The sequence below is a fragment of the Photobacterium jeanii genome (assembly GCF_001650345.1).
Classification (GTDB): Bacteria; Pseudomonadota; Gammaproteobacteria; order Enterobacterales; family Vibrionaceae; genus Photobacterium; species Photobacterium jeanii.
On sequence record NZ_LVHF01000015.1, the window covers coordinates 83,115 to 105,313 of the forward strand.

Below are 22,199 nucleotides of genomic sequence, written 5' to 3' on the forward strand. Positions count from 1 at the left end.
CAGCCCTAATTTACTTGTAATTGGCACTCCAAATCGGATGGCGAGCTGGTGCCAATATCAGTAAATTGCTGATTTGTTCAGCAAGTCTCTTTTCAAGTCGGTTAACACTGGATATACTCACAGTGACTGTATAAAAAGACAGGGTAAGCTATGAAGCCGTTAACGCCGCGCCAACAAGAAGTCTTTGAGTTGATCAAAGCAAAAATCGAAGATACTGGAATGCCGCCTACACGTGCAGAAATAGCGCGTGAACTTGGTTTCCGCTCTGCGAATGCTGCAGAAGAACATTTAAAAGCGCTTGCACGTAAGCAAGTGATTGAAATTATTCCTGGTGCCTCACGTGGCATTCGCTTAATTGCGAGCAACGATGAACCGGAAGAAAAAGGGCTACCGCTGATCGGGCAAGTGGCTGCTGGTGAGCCGATTTTGGCGCAAGAGCACGTAGAAACCCACTATGAAGTGGATGCTTCTTTGTTTAAGCCCCACGCTGATTTCCTATTGCGCGTCAATGGTATGAGTATGAAAGACATCGGTATTTTAGATGGCGATCTGCTTGCTGTGCACAAAACTCAAGACGTGCACAATGGCCAAGTCGTGGTGGCACGTGTTGATGATGATGTAACAGTAAAACGCCTTGAGAAGAAAGGGGCGCAAGTGCTGCTACACGCTGAGAACGAAGATTTCGCGCCGATTGTGGTCGATCTTACTCAGCAACACCTGAGCATTGAAGGGATTGCCGTTGGTGTGATCCGCAATAGCGACTGGATGTAATCACCGCCTCCAGCGAACTATGTAAGCTTGGAACATACCGAAAATGAAAGCGCCTATTGATGGGCGCTTTTTTGTATCGGTGTAAGTTGTCGCAAGTAATAATAACCTTTGCAAAAGGTAATGAGAGTTATTATCATCTATTGGTTGATAGGGAGATGATAGCTCATGGGCAGTTCAGTTCGTTACAAGATACCGACGAAATTACTTCAACCGCTGTGGTTGCGTAGCCGTGAGAGCATGGATGATAACGGTATTATTTATGATCCTGTGGCCGCTGCGGCTTGCAGCCAATGCCATTTAGCGCCGGATTGCCTCACCGGTAATGTCACAGAGCGTCAACTCCTTCATGCCACCCTTACTTTGCAGTGCGATAAAGTGGTACTGCAATTTCTTCGTCGCCACCCTAATGGCTACATCATCAATGTCGGTGCTGGGCTAGATACCCGATTTTACCGACTAGATAACGGAAGATGTCGTTGGTTCGAGTTAGATACCGACGAAAACCTGTTATGGCGTGAACGCCTTTTTCACAAAAGTGAACGTTACAGCATGCAAAATGGTTCGGTCACCGATCTTGCGTGGCTTAAAGCGTTACCGTCGATGGCGAATGCCCCGGTTTTATTGCTGTGCGACCAAGCACTGCTGCAATGTAACGAGAGCCAACTAGCCCAATTCATTCAGCGTATTGGTTGCCACTTTAGTCAGCTGGAGGTTTGCGTTGTATTGGCGGGTGATGCTTGTGGCTCCAAGCTGGCACAAAAAATGGGTAGCGAGCGTTATCAGCATGGCTTGAGCGATCCGGCGCAGCAAGTGCTGAGTTGGCTACCGTGGGCGGAGTTGGTGAGTTACCAAAGCCCATTTGACCATGTTTGCGGTCGTTGGCGAGCATGGCAGCGGTGGATCGCCAAAATGACGAGTTTAAAGTATCGCCTGACCCCAGTTTTAGTGCATTTTCGCCTATAAAAACAACGCGCAACTTCTTTGTTAGAGCCCACCTTTTCGGTGGGCTTTGTTGTTTTTCGTCCCTGACTTTTTCAATGGCAATTTATTGCGCTATTGGCTGATCCTGTCCTAAGTTAAATGTAAATAAAGTGTTAATTGTGCTAGTGCCATTTTCATTGCGAGCCAGTCAATTAGGCTGCTGGCGTGCATTAGGGATACGTTATTTCACGTTACCAGGGGAGGGATCGGGGTGACGATTCGCCAACTGTTTTGCGGGCTGGTGGCGACAGGGTGGAGCTTGCCAAGTGCAGCAGAAACCAAGTCGATGCCACTGAATATGACCCAAGGGGTCACTGAGATCAGTCAGCAGGTATTCGACCTGCATATGACAATTTTCTACATCTGCGTGGTGATAGGTTTAGTGGTGTTTGGTGTGATGTTTTGGGCCATTATCCATCACCGTCAATCCAAAGGCGCGGTTGCGGCTTCCTTTCATGAAAGTACCAAAGTTGAAATCCTGTGGACGCTGATCCCGTTTCTGATTTTGATTGGAATGGCGATCCCCGCCACCAAAACGTTATTGGCGATGGAAGATACCTCCAAGCCCGAACTTACGGTGTTAGTGACGGGCTCACAGTGGAAATGGCATTACCGCTATTTCGACCAAGATGTTGAGTATTTCTCGCTGTTAGCTACCACACCCGCACAGATCGCTAACGAACGCGACAAACGCGATAACTACCTACTGGAAGTTGACCGCCCATTGGTGTTGCCGATCGGCAAAAAAGTGCGGTTTCTCATTACCTCGCAAGACGTGATCCATTCATGGTGGGTGCCTGATTTTGCCGTTAAGAAAGACGCCAATCCGGGCTTTATCAACGAAGCGTGGACCAAAATCGACAAGCCGGGCATTTACCGTGGTCAGTGCGCCGAATTGTGCGGTAAAGACCATGGTTTCATGCCGATTGTGGTGATTGCTAAAACCCAAGTCGAATACGAAGAATGGTTGCAAACCACTAAAGTCGCCCAGCAACAAGCGCGAGAAGAAGAGCAGCGCTTACTGGCGATGCAGATGTCGATGGATGAATTAATGACGCTGGGGGAGAAAACCTATCAAGCTCGCTGTGCTGTATGTCATCAAGCCGAAGGGCAAGGGATCCCGGGCGCGTTCCCTGCGCTAGCTGGGGTTGGGGTGTCGGTGAATCCGGTGAAAAAGCTCGAGCACATTTCGATTGTGGTGCACGGTCGAAACGGCACCGCAATGCAGGCGTTTGGCCCTCAGTTGAGTTTGAAAGAGCTGGCAGCGGTGATCACCTACGAGCGCAATGCGTGGGGTAACGATACTGGCGATACAGTGCAGGCTGCCGAAGTGCAAGCGGTGTTGAACGGTGAGGATCTATAAGGGAGCAAAGGACCAATGACGGATATGTTACGCGAGCAAGCCGAAGTTGAGCAGCCAGATTCTGCCCCACAGCAGACCGAGCCGGATGGTCATCACGACCATCATCATGCTCAGCCGAAAGGCATTATGCGCTGGATCTTAACCACCAATCACAAAGAAATCGGCTCTTTGTACCTGATGTTCAGCTTCGCCATGTTCTTAACTGGCGGGGCGATGGCGATGGTGATCCGAGCGGAGTTATTTCAGCCGGGATTACAACTTGTTGAACCGAACTTTTTTAACCAGATGACCACAGTTCACGGCTTGATCATGGTATTTGGTGCTGTAATGCCTGCATTTACCGGTTTGGCTAACTGGATGGTGCCTTTGATGATCGGTGCTCCTGACATGGCATTGCCACGGATGAATAACTGGAGTTTCTGGATCTTACCTTTTGCCTTCGCCATGTTGCTGGGCTCGCTATTTATGGAAGGGGGGGGGCCTAACTTTGGTTGGACTTTCTATGCGCCGTTGTCGACCACTTACAGCCCAGCAAGTACGGGGTTATTTGTGTTCTCGGTCCACATCATGGGGATCAGCTCCATCATGGGGGCGATCAATGTGATTGTAACCATCATGAATTTGCGCGCGCCGGGCATGACCTACATGAAGATGCCGCTGTTCGTGTGGACTTGGTTGATCACTGCGTTCTTATTGATTGCGGTGATGCCGGTGTTGGCAGGGGCAGTCACCATGGTGCTGACCGATAAATACTTTGCCACTAGCTTTTTCGATGCCGCTGGTGGTGGCGACCCTGTGATGTTCCAGCATATCTTCTGGTTCTTTGGTCATCCCGAAGTTTACATCATGATTTTACCGAGTTTCGGTATCATTTCCGCCATTATCCCTGCTTTTTCACGTAAGAAACTCTTTGGTTACAGTTCGATGGTGTACGCCACTGCCTCGATTGCGGGCTTGAGCTTCTTGGTGTGGGCGCACCACATGTTTACTACCGGGATGCCCGTCGCGGCTGAGTTGTTCTTCATGTACTGCACCATGCTGATTTCCGTGCCGACTGGGGTCAAGGTGTTCAATTGGGTGGCGACCATGTGGCGTGGTTCCTTGACCTTTGAGGTGCCGATGCTGTTTGCGATTGCTTTCATCATCTTGTTCACCATTGGTGGCTTCTCGGGGCTGATGCTCGCTATTACTCCTGCGGATTTCCAATATCACGACACCTACTTTGTGGTGGCGCACTTCCACTATGTGCTGGTGTCTGGAGCGATTTTCTCCATCATGGCGGCGGCCTATTATTGGTTGCCGAAATGGACCGGACACATGTTCGATGAGCGATTGGCGAAATGGCATTTTTGGTGCTCGGTGGTGTCGGTCAATATCTTGTTCTTCCCGATGCATTTCTTGGGCTTAGCGGGGATGCCGCGTCGTATTCCTGATTACGCGCTGCAGTTCGCGGATATCAATATGGTGGTCAGTATTGGTGGCTTCTTGTTTGGTTTCTCGCAATTGATCTTCTTAGCGGTGGTGATCAAATGTGTCCGTGGTGGTGAGAAAGCTGCGGCGAAACCTTGGGATGGCGCTGAAGGATTGGAGTGGACAGTGCCATCGCCAGCACCGACTCATACCTTCTCGACGCCACCAAAAGTGGATTAGGAGGTTGAGGATGAGCAAGCACTCACAACAACCTGAATCTAGCCAACCAAGCACAACCAAAGAGCGAGAAAAACGGCGCTCGACCTGGTCGTTGGTTGGGATGGCGGTGGCGATGTTTGGTTTTGCTTTTGCCCTAGTGCCGTTATACGACGTGTTTTGCGATATCACTGGCATCAACGGCAAAACGGCATCGACCCCTTCAGCGGTTGCAGCTGAGCGGATCGATACTAGCCGCACGGTGACGGTGGAATTTGTGGCTTACATCAATCAAGGGGTGGGTTGGACGTTCACCCCTCAAGTGACCCAGATGGAAGTTCATCCTGGAGAGACCCACAAAATTGCTTACGCGGCGCAAAACCTAACCGCCAAAGCTAGCGTCGGTCAGGCGGTGCCGTCGGTATCGCCGGGATTAGCAGCGCAGTATTTCAATAAGATCCAATGCTTCTGCTTTAATCATCAGCCGCTAGAGGCGGGGGCCAGTGCTGAATTGCCACTGGTGTTTTATATTGATCCTGAGCTCCCTGAAGACATTCATACTTTGACCTTGGCTTATACCTTATTCAATGCCAAGTCAGCTGAAGCGCAAACTCAATGAGGTTTTACCATGGCAAACCCTTATAGCGAACACGACCAAAGCCTAGTGCCACCGACGGAGCCGCCAAAGCACGAACATTATTACGTGCCTGCGACCAGTGCCTGGCCCATTGTGGGGGCGGTTGCCTTGTTTTTGATTGCGTTAGGCGCAGGGGCAACAGTCGGCGGTTTGATGGCAGGGCAAGGTCCTTGGGTGTTACTGGCGGGCGTGGGTTTGTTATTGATCATGCTGACGGGCTGGTTTCGTGATGTGATCCGTGAATCGATGGGCGGGTTATACAGTGCGCAAATGGATCGCTCGTTTCGCCAAGGAATGAGCTGGTTTATTTTCTCGGAAGTGATGTTCTTTGCCGCTTTCTTTGGCGCGCTATTTTACGCCCGGATGATTGCCATACCTTGGCTGGGAGGGGAAGGCAATAACGCCATGACCCATGCGGTATTGTGGCCGGAATTCATTGCCCAGTGGCCGTTAACGTTGACGCCGGATGGTACCCAAACAACCGCAATGGGGGCGTTGGGGTTACCGTTATACAACACCATTATTCTGCTCACCTCATCGATCACCATCCATATCGCCCACACCGCTTTAGAGCAAGATAACCGCCCGCGTTTAACCTTGTTCTTATTGCTCACCGTGTTGTTGGGGTGTCTGTTCGTCTATCTCCAAGGGGTTGAATATATCCACGCTTATCGCGATATGGGGCTAACGTTAGAGTCAGGGGTGTACGGCAATACCTTCTTTATGCTGACGGGCTTTCATGGTTTGCACGTCAGCTTGGGGACCATCATTTTGTTTGTGATTTGGTGCCGAGTGTTGAAAGGCCATTTCAGTGCTGACAAACACTTCGCCTTTCAAGCGGGCGCCTGGTATTGGCACTTTGTCGATGTGGTTTGGTTGGGCTTATTTATCTTCGTCTACATTTTATAACCTCACGCGAGGGTGAGGTCGCGGTAGTGCTAAAACGGACGCGGATTGGGTTCAATCCAGCCAGTAGCCAAGCCTAACAGTAGCAACACCAAGGCAAGTACTGACAATAACAAACGGCGTCCGAGATAGCGCGATAGTGGCACCTCTTGGCGAGGTTTGAGCATCAAGGGCACGGCACGAAACAGGTTGTAAATAATGAATACCAGCAGGCAGACAACGAGGGCTTTAATGAGCATAAGTCGGCTCCTGTAACGGCAGCAAGCAATGCTGAAATTGAATGCTGAGGTTGTATGCGAAGGATCGGATTTATTCTTTTTACTGTGGCGGTAATGCTGACCTTGGTCAAGTTGGGGTTGTGGCAATTGAGCCGCGCGCACGAAAAAGAAGCTTTGAATACCGCGCTTAAACACCGTAGTGAGCAGATGTATTACAGCTTGGCAAGTTTACCGCCGGACCCACGGTGGTACGGATTGACCTTGTACGGCAAATTTGATCATGGCTATGCCGTTCTGCTCGATAACCAAATTTATCACGGTCAGGTGGGGTATCACTTGTTGTACCCGTTTAAAGTCGATAATCAGTGGGTACTGGTGAATTTGGGATGGTTGGCAGCGCCACAATATCGCGATCAGTTGCCGATTTTGCCTGAACACCATGGCGAGTTACGGGTGGAGGGGATCATCGCACCACCATCGAAAATGCCGACCCTAGCGGCCTCAAATCACAATGGGCAATGGCCGCAACGAGTGCAAGTGGTTGATATCGAGCAGCTTGCGGTGCAAATGGATTTACCGCTTCAGCCTTGGGTATTGCAAATTGACCCTGAAAACCCGATGGCGTTACAGCAGAATTGGACTCCTGTCGTGATGGGACCGCACAAACATTATGCCTACGCAGTGCAATGGTTTTTGATGGCGGTTGCGATTTCAGGTCTGGCCTTGTGGTGGTTGAAAAGGACACGCGCATGACGATGAAACAAGGAAGTAAACGGACGGCATTATTGGCGTTAGTGGCGGTGTTTATTTTGCCTGTGGTGCTCGCGAAATTGGTGCTCGATCTGAACTGGTATCAAGGTGGGATCACCAATCGAGGTAAGTTACTAGAATCACCTCTGACTCCGAGTTGGTTGACGGCACAAGGTGACAATCAGGGGCTAGGCGAAGGGAAGTGGCAACTGGTGTATTTGTTGCCAGAGCACTGCGACCAAGCATGCCAAGGAGCGCTGTTTAATTTGCGCCAAGTGCCTAAAGCGGTCGGCGCCCAAACCTCACGCCTTGCTAGCTTGGTGCTAGTGGCTGAATCGGCGCAGGCGAGCTTATCGAGCGAAATCCAATCCCACCTTGAAGGATTATCTCTGCTTTCTATTCCTCCGCATGTCGTCATGCAAATCAATACCTTTGAATACGGCGCTAAAGCTATTTATATCGCCGATCCGCTTGGCAATGTGTTGATGGCGTATCCGTTAGCCAGTGAGAAAAATGCCATTTTGGCGCAGGGCAAAGATGTATTGCGCGATTTGAAGCGCTTGTTGAAGGTGTCGAAAATCGGCTAAGGAGAGCCTATGACCAATACCCAATACCGTTACCTGATCTACGGCACCTTGGTACTCACTTTGGTGGTGATTGCTTTGGGTGCTTTTACCCGTTTGACCGAAGCGGGTTTAGGATGCCCTGATTGGCCGGGGTGCTATGGCACTTTAACCGTACCCAATAGCCAAGCCGATTTCGCCAGAGCTGAGCAACTTTTTCCAGACTCGCCAGTAGAGATCGACAAAGCGTGGAACGAAATGATCCATCGCTATATTGCGGGCACGCTTGGGTTGTTGGTTTTAGCGATTAACATTGGCTCGTGGCAGCAAGTCTCACGGCCGAAAAAACTGCCGCTGCTGTTGCTTGCGGTGGTGTGTTTTCAAGCGGCGTTAGGGATGTGGACGGTGACCATGAACTTGATGCCTGTCGTGGTGATGGGACATTTGCTGGGTGGCTTTACTACTGCCTCTTTGCTGTTATTGCTTTCCTTACGTGTGCACCGTCAAGCCAAGCAAATCCATGCTTTCATGAAAATGAAACCTAGTCTGTCAGCCGAGAGCGCGGAAGCTATTTTTGATGATAATGCCAAGCCGCTGTCATCCGCTTCATCTGCATCACTGTCTCGTTCTTCATCATCGGTAGCGCCACCGTTATCAAAAGGGCTACTGGGGCTTGTTGTTGTCGCTTTGGTGGTTGTGATTGGACAAATCATGCTTGGCGGTTGGACAGCAGCGAACTATGCGGCGGTAGTGTGTACTCAGTTACCTGTGTGCGAAGTCGATTGGTTGGCGAATTACGATGTGTCAGCGTTTGCGCCTATTCAAGCGGTGCATGATAGCTATCAATACGGCGTTCTCGATTACAGTCAGCGGGTCACCATTCATGTCACCCATCGACTGGGTGCTGTGGTGGTGGTCGCCGTCTTGGCGGTGTTGATATGGCAGTTGTTGTCTCGTCGGGCTTATCAAGGCTATGGCTGGTTGATTACAGGGGTATTGATGCTGCAAATCTTGTTGGGGTTAACCAATGTGGTGGCACATCTACCGTTAGGGATTGCAGTCGCGCACAACCTCGTCGGGGCGCTATTACTCTTGTCTTTGGTGGCGACCAGTTACCGCTTGGTCAGTGATTATCAGCAACAAATGCTTTCATTAGCGCAGATGGATTCAAAGGAAGAGGCTTGGCAGGCAAAGGAGCAGCAGCATGGCGAAATCTAATCTAATGGCAACGACTTCCAGTGCGGCAAAGGCTGGACAGGGAGCAAGCTTAAAACCCGCCCTTAAGCCTGCAATGTGGCAAGACTACCTGACGATGACCAAGCCTAAAGTGGTCGCCATGTTATTGCTCACAGCATTAGTGGGAATGTGTTTGGCGGTGCCGGGGATCCCTCCCGTTCAGGCGGTAGTGCTGGGTCTGGCGGGGATTGGTTTGCAATCAGCAGCCGCAGCGGCTTTTAACCATGTGCTCGATCGCCGCTTTGATGCCAAGATGGCGCGGACTTACAATCGCCCATTGGCAAAAGGGCGGGTCGCGACCCATAAAGCGGTGGTGTTCGCTACCACCTTAATGGTGTTGGGCTTTGGCTTGCTGTGGCAGTTAAATGCATTGACTGCGTGGCTGACATTGGCGAGTTTAGTTGGCTATGCGGTGGTGTATACCGTGTGGCTGAAACATGCGACGCCGCAAAATATCGTGATCGGTGGCTTGGCGGGGGCGGCGCCGCCGTTACTGGGTTGGACAGCGGTGACTGGGCAGTTAGACCCGCATGCGCTGCTGCTGGTGATGTTGGTATTCACTTGGACGCCGCCACATTTTTGGGCCTTAGCGATCCATCGGAAAGACGATTACGCTAGAGCTGGCATTCCAATGCTGCCTGTTACACATGGTATCGGGTTTACCAAAACCATGGTGTTGCTCTATACCTTGATGTTGTTTGCGGTGGGTTTGCTACCTTGGCTGACGGGCATGAGTGGCGCCTTGTATTTGGTGGGTAGTAGCATATTAAACGCAGGTTTTATCGGTTATGCGTGGAAGCTCAAGTTTGCCGATAGTGACGGTCATGCTTGGGCGACCTTTAAGTATTCGATTTGGCATCTGCTGGGTCTGTTTGTGGTGTTACTGGCTGATCACTGGCTGCTAGCATGGTGGCATTAAACAGGCGTAAAGCCCTTAATAGCGCGGTTATCTTTTCATCACTCACACCTTTTGTCTCACAGGTGATCTGGTTAGACTGTGCAGCCGATAATTAGCTGTTTGTCATTAACGAGGTCACCTGTGCTTGCTGCTCTTAGGGATAAATCCCTCCATCTTCAAGTTTTTGCTTTGGCACTGCCGATGGTGCTCTCCAATATTACGGTTCCCTTGTTGGGGCTGGTGGATGCAGCGGTGATCGGTCACCTCGACCATGCTTGGTATCTGGGCGGGGTTGCCGTGGGGGGCACCATGATCAATGTGACTTTCTGGCTGCTCGGTTTCTTACGGATGGCGACCACAGGGCTTAGCGCCCAAGCTTATGGCGCGAATGACAAAAACGCCCAAGCCAGTACCTTCCTCCAAGGGTTAACCTTGGCGTGGCTGTTAGCCCTGATCTTGATTGTGCTTCACAAGCCTGTGGCGACCATGATTTTTCATTTCAGTACCGCTAGTGAGCAGGTCAAGCTGTACGCTGAACAATACTTCGCGATCCGGATTTGGGGCGCGCCAGCCGCATTGGCGAACTTTGTGATCATGGGCTGGTTGCTGGGCAGCCAAAACGCCAAAGCCCCAATGTGGTTACTGATCGTCACTAATGTAGTCAATATCGCTTTGGATGTTCTATTCGTACTGGGCTTAGGTTGGAAAGTTCAGGGGGCGGCAGCTGCTTCTGTGGTAGCGGATTACAGTGGGATGGCACTAGGGTTATGGTTTGTCTCTCGCCAATGGATAGTCCAAGCATTGCCTGCGGTGCGTGAGCGTTTAAGCAGTGTCCGTCAGGGGCTAGGGCGGTTGCTGAAACTCAATCGCGATATCTTTCTTCGCAGTTTGTGTTTGCAGCTAACTTTTACTTTTATGACGTTCTACGGTGCGACCTTGGGCGATAATACGGTCGCGGCTAATGCGGTACTGATGAGCTTTCTGATGCTGGTGTCGTACGCGATGGATGGTTTTGCCTATGCGATGGAAGCCTTAGTTGGCAAAGCGATTGGTGCTCGTAATCGTGATGAGCTTGGTCGCTATTTGGTCGGCACCACGTTCTGGAGTTTGATCATCTCCTTGCTACTCACTTTGGCATTCACGGTTTTTGGCGGCCAAATCGTGGCACTGATCTCTGATATTCCCGCCGTGCAGCAAGAAGCGGCGCATTACTTACCTTGGTTGGCGGCGGTGCCGTTAGTGGCGATGTGGTGCTTTTTGTTGGATGGTATTTTCATTGGTGCCATCCGAGGCAGAGAAATGCGCAATAGCATGTTTGTAGCAACCTGTTGTTATTTCATTATTTGGTGGCTACTGAGTGGCTATGGTAACCATGCTTTATGGGGTGCAATGCTCGGATTTATGGCGATGCGAGGAGTGGGGCTAGCGATTATTTTCGCCTACCAGTGGCAAAAAAATATTTTTCTGGAAACCGCCAGTAGCAACAATTAGTTAGAATTATTCAACTGGAACTGGCGCTTTTTTCATCAATAAATGCTACTCATCTGGATTTTGTTGTGTTTAAAATATGCACAATTATCATCTGGGTGAATGTAATGAAGAACACGTTTTTTGTGGTATTACTGGCGTTAGCCAGCCTGTTGACAGCGCCGCACGCGTTAGCCAGTAAACAAACCAAAACCTTAACGGTGACGGCAACGGCATATAACTCGGTGCGAGCACAAACCAACGCCAACCCAAGCATTGCTGCATGGGGTGACCGTTTAAAGCCGGGCATGAAGGTGATTGCGGTATCGCGTGACTTGCTCAATATGGGAATCAAGCACGGTACTAAGGTGAAGATCTCTGGTCTACCAGGTGAATATGTGGTGTTGGATAAAATGAACAAGCGCTGGAGCCGCAAGATTGATATCTACATGGGCAAGGATATACAAGCCGCAAAGAACTGGGGACGTCGTAAAGTGACCATCACTTGGGTTGGTTAAAGCCACTAAAGCGAGCGGAAGAACGTTCTACCTCACTTGCTAAAACCGCCCCACAAGACCATAAAAAAGCCGCATCATGATGCGGCTTTTTTGCTATCTATCGCGGCTTGGCAGCCTCTACGACTTAGTAGTAAGAGTGCTCACCACGTGCGTGTTCAGTCACGTCACGTACACCCGTTAGCTCGCCTTCAAATTGCGCTAGCAGTTCTTTCTCGATGCCTTCTTTTAGCGTTACATCGACCATAGAACAACCGTTACAACCGCCACCAAATTGTAGAATCGCAATGCCATCTTCAGTGATTTCGCTCAGTGATACGTGACCACCGTGACCTGCAAGTTGTGGGTTCACTTGAGTTTGGATCACGTAATCAACGCGCTCCATCAGTGGTGCATCGTCAGACACTTTACGCACTTTCGCATTCGGTGCTTTAAGTGTTAGCTGAGAGCCCATTTTATCGGTTACAAAGTCGATTTCTGCGTCTTCTAGGAATGGCAGGCTTAGTTCGTCAACGTAAGCGGCGAACAGGTCGAATTCGATTTTAGTGTCGGTTGCTTCTACTGCTTCTGGTGGGCAGTAAGATACGCCGCACTCTGCGTTCTGGGTGCCCGGGTTTACCACGAACACACGGATATTAGTTCCCTCAGGCTGTTGGGCAAGTAGTTTGCCAAAGTGCTGCTGAGCGTTTTCAGAAATTGTAATCATAGACACGACGTAATACCTGACTTATTTAGTAAGCTTTAATTCTATTCTACTCTTAGTCGACCTTTCTATCACCCCCAAATCGTCACTACCATGATTTGAGCACAGTTTTGGCTGCTTTTTGTGATCACTTCACCATCGGGGTATAGCAGACACAATAAATGTCTATTTGCTGTACACCATGGCTTTTCAAAAGCTTAGTTAAAGTTGCGGCGGTGCTACCTGTCGTCACCACGTCATCAACAATCGCCACATGGTCCGGCAAATTTTTTTCAGTTAAGGCAAAAGCGTGCTGCAAATTACGTTGTCGTTCACGACGAGTGAGCTGTTTTTGTCTTTGAGTGGGCTTGATTTGGCGAAAACCGAGGGGCATGACTTGGCTACCTGTGTGCTCGGCGATGGCCCAAGCTAGTGCGGTACTTTGATTGAAGCTGCGCCATAAACGACGTCGAGGGTGAAGCGGTACCGGTAGCAATACAGGGGCGGGCTCTGGGATGTGCTGCGCGAGTTGCTTACCTAGCTGGTGGGCAAGCCAAAACTGACCGCTGAATTTGCAGTTTTGTATCCACTGTTGCAATGGTGGTCGGTACTCACCAAGGCGGTATAAGCGCTGCCACGGTGGCGGGGTTGTTAAGCATTGGCCACAACCATTCGTTGGGTTGAGGGTGGTGGCACCACAGCGATGGCAATAGGGTGGTTGGGGGAGTTGGTTAAGGCAGTGCTGGCACCAACCCGTTTCGTGTGAGGCGAGCGGGAGCTGACATAACTGACAGCGCTGGTTGGTCCAACCGAATATTGACCTCATCGTGAAACGGGATAACATCCAAGGTTCACTCTTAGTGGCGTTAGGTAAAAGGAAGTGTAAATGACAAGCAAGCTACATTGGCATACTGAAGGTCAAGGTTCGGATCTGGTTCTCATTCATGGTTGGGGAATGAATGGGGCAGTATGGCAGCAACTCCTGCCGTTGCTAACGCCACATTACCGAGTTCATTGTGTAGATTTACCCGGTTATGGTCACAGTTCATCCATTGATGGCGTTTCTGTTGAAGAAATGGCACATCTGTTGCTTGAATATTCGCCAGCATCTGCAACTTGGTTAGGATGGTCCTTGGGTGGTTTGGTTGCTACTCAAGCGGCATTATTGGCACCGGAGCGAGTAACACGCTTGGTGACAGTCGCCAGTTCTCCCAAGTTTGCGGCTGACAGTACCACATCGTGGCGAGGCATTAAGCCTCAAGTGTTAGCGGATTTTCAGCAGCAGCTACAAGATGATTTTCGTTTGACCGTCGAGCGTTTCATGGCGTTACAAGCCATGGGGAGCCCAACGGCGAGACAAGACATCAAGTTGCTGAAGCAAGCGGTACTTTCGCGTCCATCGCCTCACCCTGAGGCCTTAAGTGCAGGGTTGAAGCAATTGGCCGACGTCGATTTACGTCCTCTGGTGGCGAAAATTCAGCAGCCTTGGTTGCGGATGTATGGTCGTTTGGATGGGTTAGTACCAGTGAAAATTGCTCAGGAGCTCGATACATTGGCACCGCAATCGCAACGGCAAGTGTTTGCCGCGGCATCGCACGCGCCCTTTATTTCGCACCCGGCAGAGTTTACGCAAGCATTGCGTGAATTTCTCGACCAGCCCGATGATTGATATGCCGAGGTGGCACTTAACAAAAAATTAAACTTCTGTTAATTACCGCCGATAAATCTATTCGTGGAGTTGCTCTACATTATTGAGAGGCCATAATGACAGTAGGAACTGTGGGGAATAGCCCAACCTATTCTCCGGCAACGTTAAAATCTCAGGCTGCGGTCTCAGCTCAAGCTGAAGGAAGGAATCATGCAGTCGCTGGCGATCCAAAAGGAGCGGTCGCCGAGACAACGGTGTCAATCTCAGAAGAAGCGAAACAGAAACTCGCAGCGGATGCTAAGCAAAATGCTGCGGAAGGAAAAGTGCCGGAAGGTGAGTCGAAAGAACCAAGCAAGCTTGAATCACTCACTTACGGTGCGCTGGGTATGGATCACCCTAAGGATGTTGAGAAGCAGTCCGACGAGTATTATACCGCCGGTCAAGTTTTGTCAGCAGTGGGAACCATTGGTGCGGTATTACTAGCATTGGCTTAAGGCGATACAGTCTGGGCTGATGCGCAAGGAGTGTTATCAGCGTGATTGTGTCACCGACCAGTGCAGGTGCACCAACCATAGCGCCATCCGTTAACCCGCCGACCGAACAGGTCGCGCGGGATAATCGCGTTCGCGAAAAGATTGTGCCGACCACAGAAAGTGCTGCCACCCCGCGCGAAAAGCCCCTCACCAGCGAAGAAAAACAACTCAAGAAGCCATCATGGGATCCAAGTGAGCACCCAGATTACAGCGAGTTGTCTGAGAACCTTGAGCAGCAGTACGGTTACCAAGACGATCTTGAAAAGCTGGTAAAAGCCCTGTCGGCCGATACCTACCTAAAAGACTCGCAAGAGCTGGGTTACTCGATGCACATTAAGTTGCCGCGTGATTTGCTCGATGAGTTAGAAAAGATCAGTACCACCGAACGCACCAAAGGGGTGGTGGCGCATCACTATGCGCAATCGACGATTCCCAATCCGCCAACTGACTATCTGGTTGTGCTCTGAGGCAATCAGTTTTTGAAGCTTGAGTTATCAAGCGTGATGCCAGTGACCGAACAATAAAAAAGCCTTTCTCAATGAGAAAGGCTTTGTTGTCTTAACCCTAGGTTATGTAAGGTTATTTCTTCGCTTTGGCAAATGCAGCAGCAAATGCGCCGCCCATTGCACCACCGATTGCACCATTGGCATTGTTACCACCAGAGCGATTATTTTGTTGGTGATTACTGTGCTGGCGATTGCCCTGATGGCGTGATTGATCTTGAGATTGACGCTGCGGTTTACGCGCTGGCTTTTCTTGCCCAGGTTCATCGCTTAAACGCATGCTCATACCAATACGCTTGCGCTGCAAATCGACTTCCATCACTTTCACTTTCACGATGTCGCCTGCTTTGACTACTTCGCGTGGATCAGAAACAAACTTGTCAGACAGCGCTGAGATATGAACAAGACCGTCTTGGTGAACACCGACATCAACGAAGGCACCAAAGTTGGTTACATTGGTGATCACCCCTTCCAGTACCATACCCGGCACCAAATCTTTCACTTCGTGAACGCCTTCGGCAAAGGTCGCAGTCTTAAACTCAGGGCGTGGATCACGACCCGGTTTATCAAGCTCGCTGATAATATCGGTAACGGTTGGGAGACCAAAGGTCTCGTCGGTGTAGTCCGCCGCTTTTAGGCCACGCAAGAACTCGCTGTTACCAATAATGGCATCAAGCGGTTTGCTGTTGTTAGCTGCAATGGCTTTGACCACAGCGTACGACTCAGGGTGAACCGCTGAACTATCGAGTGGGTTCTTGCCGTCCATGATGCGTAGGAAACCGGCACACTGCTCAAACGCTTTTGGCCCTAAGCGCGCCACTTTCTTCAAGGTTGTGCGGCTTTCAAAGCGACCATTTTCATCGCGGTAATCCACCACGTTTTGCGCGATGGTTTTGCTCAAACCTGCCACGCGAGTCAGTAGGGCGGCGGAAGCGGTATTTACATCCACACCAACGGCATTTACACAGTCTTCTACTACCGCATCTAGGCGTTTCGCGAGCATGCTTTGGCTAACATCGTGTTGATACTGACCGACACCAATGGCTTTCGGGTCGATTTTCACCAGCTCAGCCAGCGGGTCTTGCAGACGGCGACCAATGGATACTGCGCCGCGGATAGAGACGTCCAGATCAGGGAATTCGTTCGCTGCCAGTTCAGATGCTGAGTACACCGATGCACCAGCTTCGCTCACCATGACGCTCTGAACTTTAAGGTTGTTGTCTTTAAGCAACTTGGCGACAAAGGCATCTGTTTCACGTGAAGCAGTACCGTTACCAATCGCGATCAGATTCACTTGGTGTTTGGTGATCAAGCCTAATACCGTCGCTTCCGATTGTGCGACTTGGCGTTGTGGTTGGTGAGGGTAAATGGTCGCGATATCTAGCAGCTTACCCGTAGGGTCAATCACCGCGACTTTACAGCCGGTACGCAAACCTGGGTCTAGCGCGAGCGTAGTACGCGGGCCAGCAGGTGCAGCCATTAGCAGATCTTTTAAGTTGTCAGCAAATACCTGCATCGCGCCATCTTCGGCTTTATCGCGCAGGGTGCTCATCAGCTCGGTTTCCATGTGCATCAGGATTTTGATGCGCCATGCCCAACTGATCACTTGTTTACGCCAAGTGTCGGCAGGTTGAGTACCTAGCGTCACGCCATAGTGGTCGGCAATAATGACTTCGCAGTAAGAGCCGCGTACGCCTTCTTCTTGGCTAGGGTCAGCATTGAGTGACAGTTGCAAGATGCCTTCGTTACGACCGCGGAACATGGCTAGGGCACGGTGTGAAGGGACATTTTTTAGTAGCTCATCGTGCTCGAAGTAATCTTTGAATTTGGCACCTTCTTGCTCTTTGCCGTCGATAACGCGCGATGACAGTTCCGCGTTTGTTTGTAGGTGACGACGGATTTTATCGAGCAGTGCGGCATCTTCAGCGAAACGCTCCATCAGAATGGCACGAGCACCATCCAGTGCTGCTTTGCTATCCGCGATCCCTTTATCGGCATCAATATATTGGCTTGCGGCGGCTTCTGGCTCAAGCTCTGGTTGTTGCCAAAGGTTATCGGCAAGCGGCTCAAGACCCGCTTCAATCGCGATTTGGCCTTTGGTGCGGCGTTTCTGTTTGTACGGTAGGTACAAATCTTCAAGGCGGGTTTTGCTATCAGCGCCAAGGATATTCGCTTCCAGTTCAGCGGTGAGCTTGCCTTGCTCATTGATGGCTTTCAAAATCACTTGGCGGCGGTCATCAAGCTCACGCAAGTAACCTAAGCGTGATTCAAGGTTACGCAATTGGGTATCGTCCAATCCGCTGGTAACTTCCTTACGGTAACGGGCAATAAAAGGAACCGTGTTACCGTCATCTAACAGAGTGACTGCGGCAGTGACTTGCTCAACACGAACGCTGAGTTCGTTGGCAATCATCTGGTTGATAGCGTTGTTCATCCGTTGTATCTCTTGGTGTTAATCGTAATCGCCTCCATTCTACGGAGGATTTGAAGGCTGACAAGTTAAGACTCTGTCAGCCTGTCTCGATGATGCGTTGGTGTAATGGCAGAGTTGTATGGCTTATTGGTAGCGGATGCTATTTACAAACCAAAGCTTGCGACCTTGTGGTGTATTAACTTCAAACTCTTCATCGACTTCTTTCTTTAGCATGGCACGCGCCATGGGTGAATCTATCGAAATGTAGTCGTTACGCCCGTAAATTTCATCGGGGCCGACAATTCGAAAAGCCTTGCTGTCGCCTGCTTCGTTTTCGATTTCAACGAATGCGCCAAAGAAAACTTTGCCGTCTTGCTGCGGTGAGTAGTCAACCACTTGAAGCACTTCCAGTCGTTTGCGCAGAAAGCGTACCCGACGGTCGATCTCACGCAGCCGTTTTTTGTTGTACTGGTAGTCAGCGTTTTCACTGCGGTCACCAAGGCTCGCCGCCCAAGTGACTTTCTTGGTGACTTCTGGACGTTCTTGATACCACAAGAAATCCAGTTCATTTTTAAGCTTGTCGAAGCCTTCGCGAGTGATTAAATTGGTTTTCATGTTCTTTCCTGACCATGAGGCGATGGATGCGAAAATGTGTCGCGAGAATGTCGTTATAGTGGAACGCAATCTTTGCGAGGTCAATTGGAAGCACGGGTCGACATACCCAGTAACAATTTAGCTCACAATTTGACGGCGATTTTCAGCTGAGGTCAGAGGGAGTCGAGTAATATAGCTAACGTGATGTAGTAATATCGCTCGATAACAGCTTCTATGCAGATAAGGTAAAAATATGCAGGAAAATTTTAAGATTCTGGTTGTTGATGATGACATGCGTCTGCGTGCTTTACTGGAACGTTACTTGTCTGAGCAAGGTTTTCAGGTACGCAGTGTTGCCAACGGCGAGCAAATGGATCGCTTGTTGTCGCGTGAGACTTTCCACCTGATGGTATTGGATTTGATGTTACCGGGTGAAGATGGTTTATCGATCTGTCGTCGTCTCCGTAACGCCAATAACATGCTGCCTATTTTGATGCTGACTGCTAAAGGCGATGAAGTTGACCGTATCGTTGGGTTGGAAGTCGGTGCTGACGATTACCTACCGAAACCATTTAACCCACGTGAACTGCTAGCCCGTATTCGCGCAGTGTTGCGTCGCCAGACGATTGAAGCGCCGGGTGCCCCAAGTGTTGATAGCAAGGTGATTGAGTTTGGTGAATTCCGCTTAAACTTAGGTACCCGTGAAATGTTCCGTGGCGAAGAATCAATGCCGCTGACCTCTGGTGAGTTTGCCGTACTGAAAGCCTTGGTGACCAATGCGCGAGAGCCGATGTCACGAGATAAGCTGATGAACATGGCTCGTGGTCGTGAATACTCCGCGATGGAGCGCTCGATTGACGTTCAAATTTCTCGCTTGCGTCGCATGGTCGAGGAAGATCCGAGTCGTCCGCGTTACATCCAGACCGTATGGGGTTTGGGTTATGTGTTCGTACCTGACGGTAACGAGGCGTAAGTGATGCGCTTTTCTCCGCGCAGTACGTTTACTCGTACGTTAATTCTGTTGGCTGGCTTATTGATAGCCAGCCAAATTTTTTCTTACCTCGCGGTCTTTAACTACGCGTTATTGCCGAGCTTAAAGCAGTTCAATCGTATTCTGGCGTACGAAGTGCGCTTGATGCTCAAAGAAGACGTGCAGTTAGCCGATGGTCATACTTTTCATTTAGATACCCCACTTAGACGCCAACTGCTGGAGCAGCTTGGAGTAACCTTACACTTGGAAGACAGTGTGGAAGCCAACGAGTATCGTCAAGCGGCAGAGGTGGAGTACTTAAGTGAAGAAATGACCCGTGAGCTCGCAGCAGCAACCGAAGTGCGCTTGGTGTTGGGCTCTGACAGTTACGTGTTGTGGCTGAAATGTGATGCGATGCCGGGCTTTTTGATGCGGGTACCGTTATCGGAGCTGCAAGAAGATGATTTCTCGCCTCTGTTTCGTTATAGCCTGATCATCGCTTTCATGGTGATTGCTGGTGGGTGGTTGTTTATTCGGATCCAAAACCGTCCGCTGGTCGCGCTGGAACAGGCAGCACTGTCGGTGGCACGCGGTGATACGCCACCGCCATTGCAGGAAAGTGGTGCTTCGGAAATTCGAGCGGTGACCAAAGCCTTCAATCAGATGTCGGAGGGGATCCAGCAGTTGGAAGAAGACCGGGCACTGTTGCTGGCTGGGGTCAGCCATGACTTGCGAACGCCTTTAACGCGGATCCGTTTGGCTACCGAAATGATGTCGCCAGAAGACAGTTACTTGGCTGATAGCATGATCAAAGATACCGAAGAGTGTAACGAGATCATCAGCCAGTTCATGGATTACCTCAAATCGACCAAGAAGCAGGAAGAAGACCGACTAGAGCTGAATGCGATTTTGGATGAAGTAGCAAAAGCGGAGACGCATCAACAGCTCGAACTGGCGCTAGGTGAAGTCCCTGGGGTGGTGATGGCCAATAACGTGGCGATGAAGCGTGCCGTGGCAAACTTGGTCGGTAACGCGATCCGTTATGGTAATGGTTGGGTCAAAATCTCAAGCGGTGCAACCGCCGATCGAAAATCAGCTTGGCTATGCGTTGAAGACGATGGCCCGGGAATCGAGCCGGATCAGGTCTCGCGGATGTTCCAGCCACTAACTCGAGGTGATACTGCGCGTGGGCGTGAAACCGAAGGTACCGGATTGGGACTGGCGATTGTGAAGCGAATTATCGACCAGCATGACGGTGAGATCTGCGTGTCCAACCGCAGCGAAGGTGGCTTACGGGTACAAGTGAACTTGCCGTTATACGTAACGCGTAACGGTAAGAAACTTTAGTTTTTGCCAGTTATCTTAGAGAGAAAGCCTCTTAAAGAAAAAGAAAAGGGTTAGCCAATGGCTAACCCTTTTGCTATTCGCCGTTTGAGAGTGCGTTTTAGCTGTTGGTTGCGGTTTGCGCTGCTTGCTGTGGTGCTGCTTCTGGTTTTTCTTCCGGTAGCACCAAGTTCAAGATAATTGCTGTTAAGCCACCCGCCGCCATACCCGATGACAGAATGCTTTTCACAATCTCAGGCATGAATTGTAGGATTTCAGGTTTTTGCGCGATACCCAAGCCCATTGAGAACGATAGCGCCATGATCAAAATGGCACGGCGGTCGAGATGGCAGCGTGAGATGATGCGAACACCTGAAGCTGCGATAGTACCGAACATTACAATGGTGGCACCGCCCAGTACCGGCTCAGGAATTAACTGCACCAGATTAGCCACGCCCGGGAACAAGCCTAGTAGTACTAGCATCCCAGCTACAAAGTAGCCGATGTAACGGCTTGCGACACCGGTTAATTGGATGATGCCGTTGTTTTGGCTAAAGGTGGAATTCGGGAAGCTGTTCAGTACCGCAGCCACCGCAGAGTTAAGGCCGTCTGCCAGTACGCCGCCTTTGATGCGCTTCATGTATACCGGACCGGCAACAGGTTGCTCTGAGGTTTCAGAGGTCGCAGTAATGTCGCCAATGGCTTCAAGCGAGGTGATGGCGAACACAATCACCAATGGGATCAACAAGCCCCAATCAAACCCTAAGCCGTATTGCATTGGCATCGGGATCGCAATCAGTGCGGTTTCAGCGCTGCGCGAAGTATCAATCATGCCAGATAGCCATGCCAGCAAGGTGCCAGCCGCCATCGCAATCACAATCGATGACACGCGAAGGTAAGGATTTTTCACTCGGTTAAGCAGCACGATAAGACCCAGTACGGTCCCCGCTAGCATTAGGTTATCTAGACTACCAAAAGTACCGCTTTCTAATGCTGCGTAGCCGCCACCCATCGAGGTTAAGCCGATTTGGATCAGCGTCAGACCGATCAGGGTCACGACAATGCCAGACACTAGTGGGGTGATCACGCGTTGAGCGTGTTGCAAAATGCGCGAGATAAACACTTCGGTAAACGAAGCGAACAAGATGGTGCCGAAAATGGCCGCCATCATGGTTGGCACATCAGCGCCGCCAGCTTTGAGTGCCAAGCCCGCACCGATAATTGGACCTAAGAAGTTGAAGCTGGTGCCTTGAATTGACAGTAACCCTGAGCCAATAGGACCAATGGTTTTGATTTGAATGAAAGAGGCCACACCGGATGCCAGTAGCGACATACTGACAATGGTATTGGTATCACTGGCAGGTAAATCTAACGCTTGGCAGATGATCAGCGAAGGGGTAACAACTGCGACGAACATGGCAAGCAGATGCTGTAGGGCGGCAAACAGGGTTTGTGGTAGCGGTGGGCGGTCTTCTAATCGATAGATCAGATCAGATTTTCGCGGTGCCGCGGTTTCGCTGTGTTGACGGGTCATGCCGTTTTTTCCTTGGTGTCTCTCTGTATACCCCGATCCTGTGCGCTGAATGGGCACTGGATATGTGT

Annotated in this window: 23 protein-coding genes; 17 read left to right on the forward strand and 6 right to left on the reverse strand. The window is 50.4% G+C overall.

Features of this window, described 5'->3' with window-relative positions:
• Positions 1 to 150 precede the first annotated feature (150 nt).
• The 6 genes from lexA to A3K86_RS08495 all read left to right on the forward strand — a co-directional run bounded on the left by lexA (position 151) and on the right by A3K86_RS08495 (position 6,287).
• Positions 151 to 771 carry a transcriptional repressor LexA gene (lexA, locus tag A3K86_RS08470; RefSeq protein ID WP_068330468.1) on the forward strand — a complete coding sequence of 207 codons (621 nt, stop codon included), beginning with the start codon at positions 151 to 153 and terminating at the stop codon, positions 769 to 771.
• A 165-nt stretch (positions 772 to 936) separates the two neighbouring features.
• Positions 937 to 1,734, forward strand: a complete 798-nt coding sequence (locus A3K86_RS08475) for a class I SAM-dependent methyltransferase (protein WP_068330469.1) — start codon at positions 937 to 939, stop codon at positions 1,732 to 1,734.
• Positions 1,735 to 1,990: 256 nt separating this feature from the next.
• Entirely contained in the window at positions 1,991 to 3,115 is a 1,125-nt protein-coding gene (coxB, locus tag A3K86_RS08480; protein ID WP_462982147.1) for a cytochrome c oxidase subunit II, read from the forward strand.
• A 15-nt stretch (positions 3,116 to 3,130) separates the two neighbouring features.
• On the forward strand, positions 3,131 to 4,765 hold the full coding sequence (gene ctaD / locus A3K86_RS08485; RefSeq protein ID WP_068330471.1) for a cytochrome c oxidase subunit I: 1,635 nt from the start codon (positions 3,131 to 3,133) through the stop codon (positions 4,763 to 4,765).
• Positions 4,766 to 4,775: 10 nt separating this feature from the next.
• Positions 4,776 to 5,360, forward strand: a complete 585-nt coding sequence (locus A3K86_RS08490; protein WP_068330472.1) for a cytochrome c oxidase assembly protein — start codon at positions 4,776 to 4,778, stop codon at positions 5,358 to 5,360.
• Between the two features lie 9 nt (positions 5,361 to 5,369).
• The gene (locus tag A3K86_RS08495) at positions 5,370 to 6,287 is read left to right on the forward strand and encodes a cytochrome c oxidase subunit 3 (RefSeq protein ID WP_068330473.1); all 918 of its coding nucleotides are present in this window, start codon (positions 5,370 to 5,372) and stop codon (positions 6,285 to 6,287) included.
• A gap of 29 nt (positions 6,288 to 6,316) precedes the next feature.
• Here the strand turns inward: A3K86_RS08495 and A3K86_RS08500 are convergent, their stop codons facing one another.
• Entirely contained in the window at positions 6,317 to 6,523 is a 207-nt protein-coding gene (locus A3K86_RS08500) for a DUF2909 family protein (RefSeq protein WP_068330474.1), read from the reverse strand.
• A gap of 54 nt (positions 6,524 to 6,577) precedes the next feature.
• Between A3K86_RS08500 and A3K86_RS08505 the strand changes: the two genes are divergently transcribed.
• The 6 genes from A3K86_RS08505 (at position 6,578) to A3K86_RS08530 (ending at position 11,934) form a co-directional block, all read left to right on the forward strand.
• Entirely contained in the window at positions 6,578 to 7,255 is a 678-nt protein-coding gene (locus A3K86_RS08505; protein WP_068330475.1) for an SURF1 family protein, read from the forward strand.
• A complete protein-coding gene (locus tag A3K86_RS08510) occupies positions 7,252 to 7,839 on the forward strand; it encodes a cytochrome oxidase (protein ID WP_232321939.1) in 588 nt (195 codons plus the stop codon). Before A3K86_RS08505 ends, A3K86_RS08510 begins: the two co-directional genes overlap by 4 nt.
• 9 nt (positions 7,840 to 7,848) lie before the next feature.
• Positions 7,849 to 9,033, forward strand: coding sequence for a COX15/CtaA family protein (locus A3K86_RS08515; RefSeq protein WP_068330476.1), 1,185 nt, complete (start codon positions 7,849 to 7,851; stop codon positions 9,031 to 9,033).
• Complete coding sequence (cyoE, locus tag A3K86_RS08520; RefSeq protein ID WP_068330477.1) at positions 9,020 to 9,970, forward strand: heme o synthase; 951 nt, start codon at positions 9,020 to 9,022, stop codon at positions 9,968 to 9,970. The genes A3K86_RS08515 and cyoE overlap by 14 nt, the downstream gene beginning before the upstream one ends.
• 120 nt (positions 9,971 to 10,090) lie before the next feature.
• Positions 10,091 to 11,440: an MATE family efflux transporter DinF gene (dinF, locus tag A3K86_RS08525; protein WP_068330478.1), complete on the forward strand. Its 1,350-nt coding sequence runs from the start codon at positions 10,091 to 10,093 to the stop codon at positions 11,438 to 11,440.
• Positions 11,441 to 11,544: 104 nt separating this feature from the next.
• Positions 11,545 to 11,934: a 3D domain-containing protein gene (locus A3K86_RS08530; RefSeq protein WP_068330479.1), complete on the forward strand. Its 390-nt coding sequence runs from the start codon at positions 11,545 to 11,547 to the stop codon at positions 11,932 to 11,934.
• A gap of 124 nt (positions 11,935 to 12,058) precedes the next feature.
• On the opposite strand, the gene nfuA is transcribed toward A3K86_RS08530, so the two are convergent.
• A complete protein-coding gene (gene nfuA / locus A3K86_RS08535) occupies positions 12,059 to 12,637 on the reverse strand; it encodes a Fe-S biogenesis protein NfuA (RefSeq protein WP_068330480.1) in 579 nt (192 codons plus the stop codon).
• Positions 12,638 to 12,761: 124 nt separating this feature from the next.
• Positions 12,762 to 13,439 carry a ComF family protein gene (locus A3K86_RS08540; protein ID WP_232321940.1) on the reverse strand — a complete coding sequence of 226 codons (678 nt, stop codon included), beginning with the start codon at positions 13,437 to 13,439 and terminating at the stop codon, positions 12,762 to 12,764.
• Between the two features lie 60 nt (positions 13,440 to 13,499).
• On the opposite strand from A3K86_RS08540, the gene bioH reads away from it, so the two are divergent.
• The 3 genes from bioH (at position 13,500) to A3K86_RS08555 (ending at position 15,261) form a co-directional block, all read left to right on the forward strand.
• On the forward strand, positions 13,500 to 14,282 hold the full coding sequence (bioH, locus tag A3K86_RS08545) for a pimeloyl-ACP methyl ester esterase BioH (RefSeq protein ID WP_068330482.1): 783 nt from the start codon (positions 13,500 to 13,502) through the stop codon (positions 14,280 to 14,282).
• A 95-nt stretch (positions 14,283 to 14,377) separates the two neighbouring features.
• The gene (locus tag A3K86_RS08550; RefSeq protein ID WP_068330483.1) at positions 14,378 to 14,755 is read left to right on the forward strand and encodes a hypothetical protein; all 378 of its coding nucleotides are present in this window, start codon (positions 14,378 to 14,380) and stop codon (positions 14,753 to 14,755) included.
• Positions 14,756 to 14,796: 41 nt separating this feature from the next.
• Entirely contained in the window at positions 14,797 to 15,261 is a 465-nt protein-coding gene (locus A3K86_RS08555; RefSeq protein ID WP_068330484.1) for an ATP-dependent Lon protease, read from the forward strand.
• A gap of 112 nt (positions 15,262 to 15,373) precedes the next feature.
• Here A3K86_RS08555 and A3K86_RS08560 read toward each other — a convergent pair whose 3' ends face one another.
• Positions 15,374 to 17,731: a Tex family protein gene (locus A3K86_RS08560; RefSeq protein ID WP_068330485.1), complete on the reverse strand. Its 2,358-nt coding sequence runs from the start codon at positions 17,729 to 17,731 to the stop codon at positions 15,374 to 15,376.
• Positions 17,732 to 17,854: 123 nt separating this feature from the next.
• Positions 17,855 to 18,325 carry a transcription elongation factor GreB gene (gene greB, locus A3K86_RS08565; RefSeq protein WP_068330486.1) on the reverse strand — a complete coding sequence of 157 codons (471 nt, stop codon included), beginning with the start codon at positions 18,323 to 18,325 and terminating at the stop codon, positions 17,855 to 17,857.
• A 232-nt stretch (positions 18,326 to 18,557) separates the two neighbouring features.
• On the opposite strand from greB, the gene ompR reads away from it, so the two are divergent.
• Positions 18,558 to 19,277 (forward strand): osmolarity response regulator transcription factor OmpR, encoded by a 720-nt coding sequence (gene ompR / locus A3K86_RS08570; RefSeq protein ID WP_068330487.1) that lies wholly within the window; start codon positions 18,558 to 18,560, stop codon positions 19,275 to 19,277.
• Between the two features lie 3 nt (positions 19,278 to 19,280).
• Positions 19,281 to 20,621 carry a two-component system sensor histidine kinase EnvZ gene (gene envZ / locus A3K86_RS08575; RefSeq protein WP_068330606.1) on the forward strand — a complete coding sequence of 447 codons (1,341 nt, stop codon included), beginning with the start codon at positions 19,281 to 19,283 and terminating at the stop codon, positions 20,619 to 20,621.
• A 97-nt stretch (positions 20,622 to 20,718) separates the two neighbouring features.
• On the opposite strand, the gene A3K86_RS08580 is transcribed toward envZ, so the two are convergent.
• Entirely contained in the window at positions 20,719 to 22,131 is a 1,413-nt protein-coding gene (locus tag A3K86_RS08580) for a uracil-xanthine permease family protein (protein ID WP_068330488.1), read from the reverse strand.
• Positions 22,132 to 22,199: the final 68 nt, after the last annotated feature.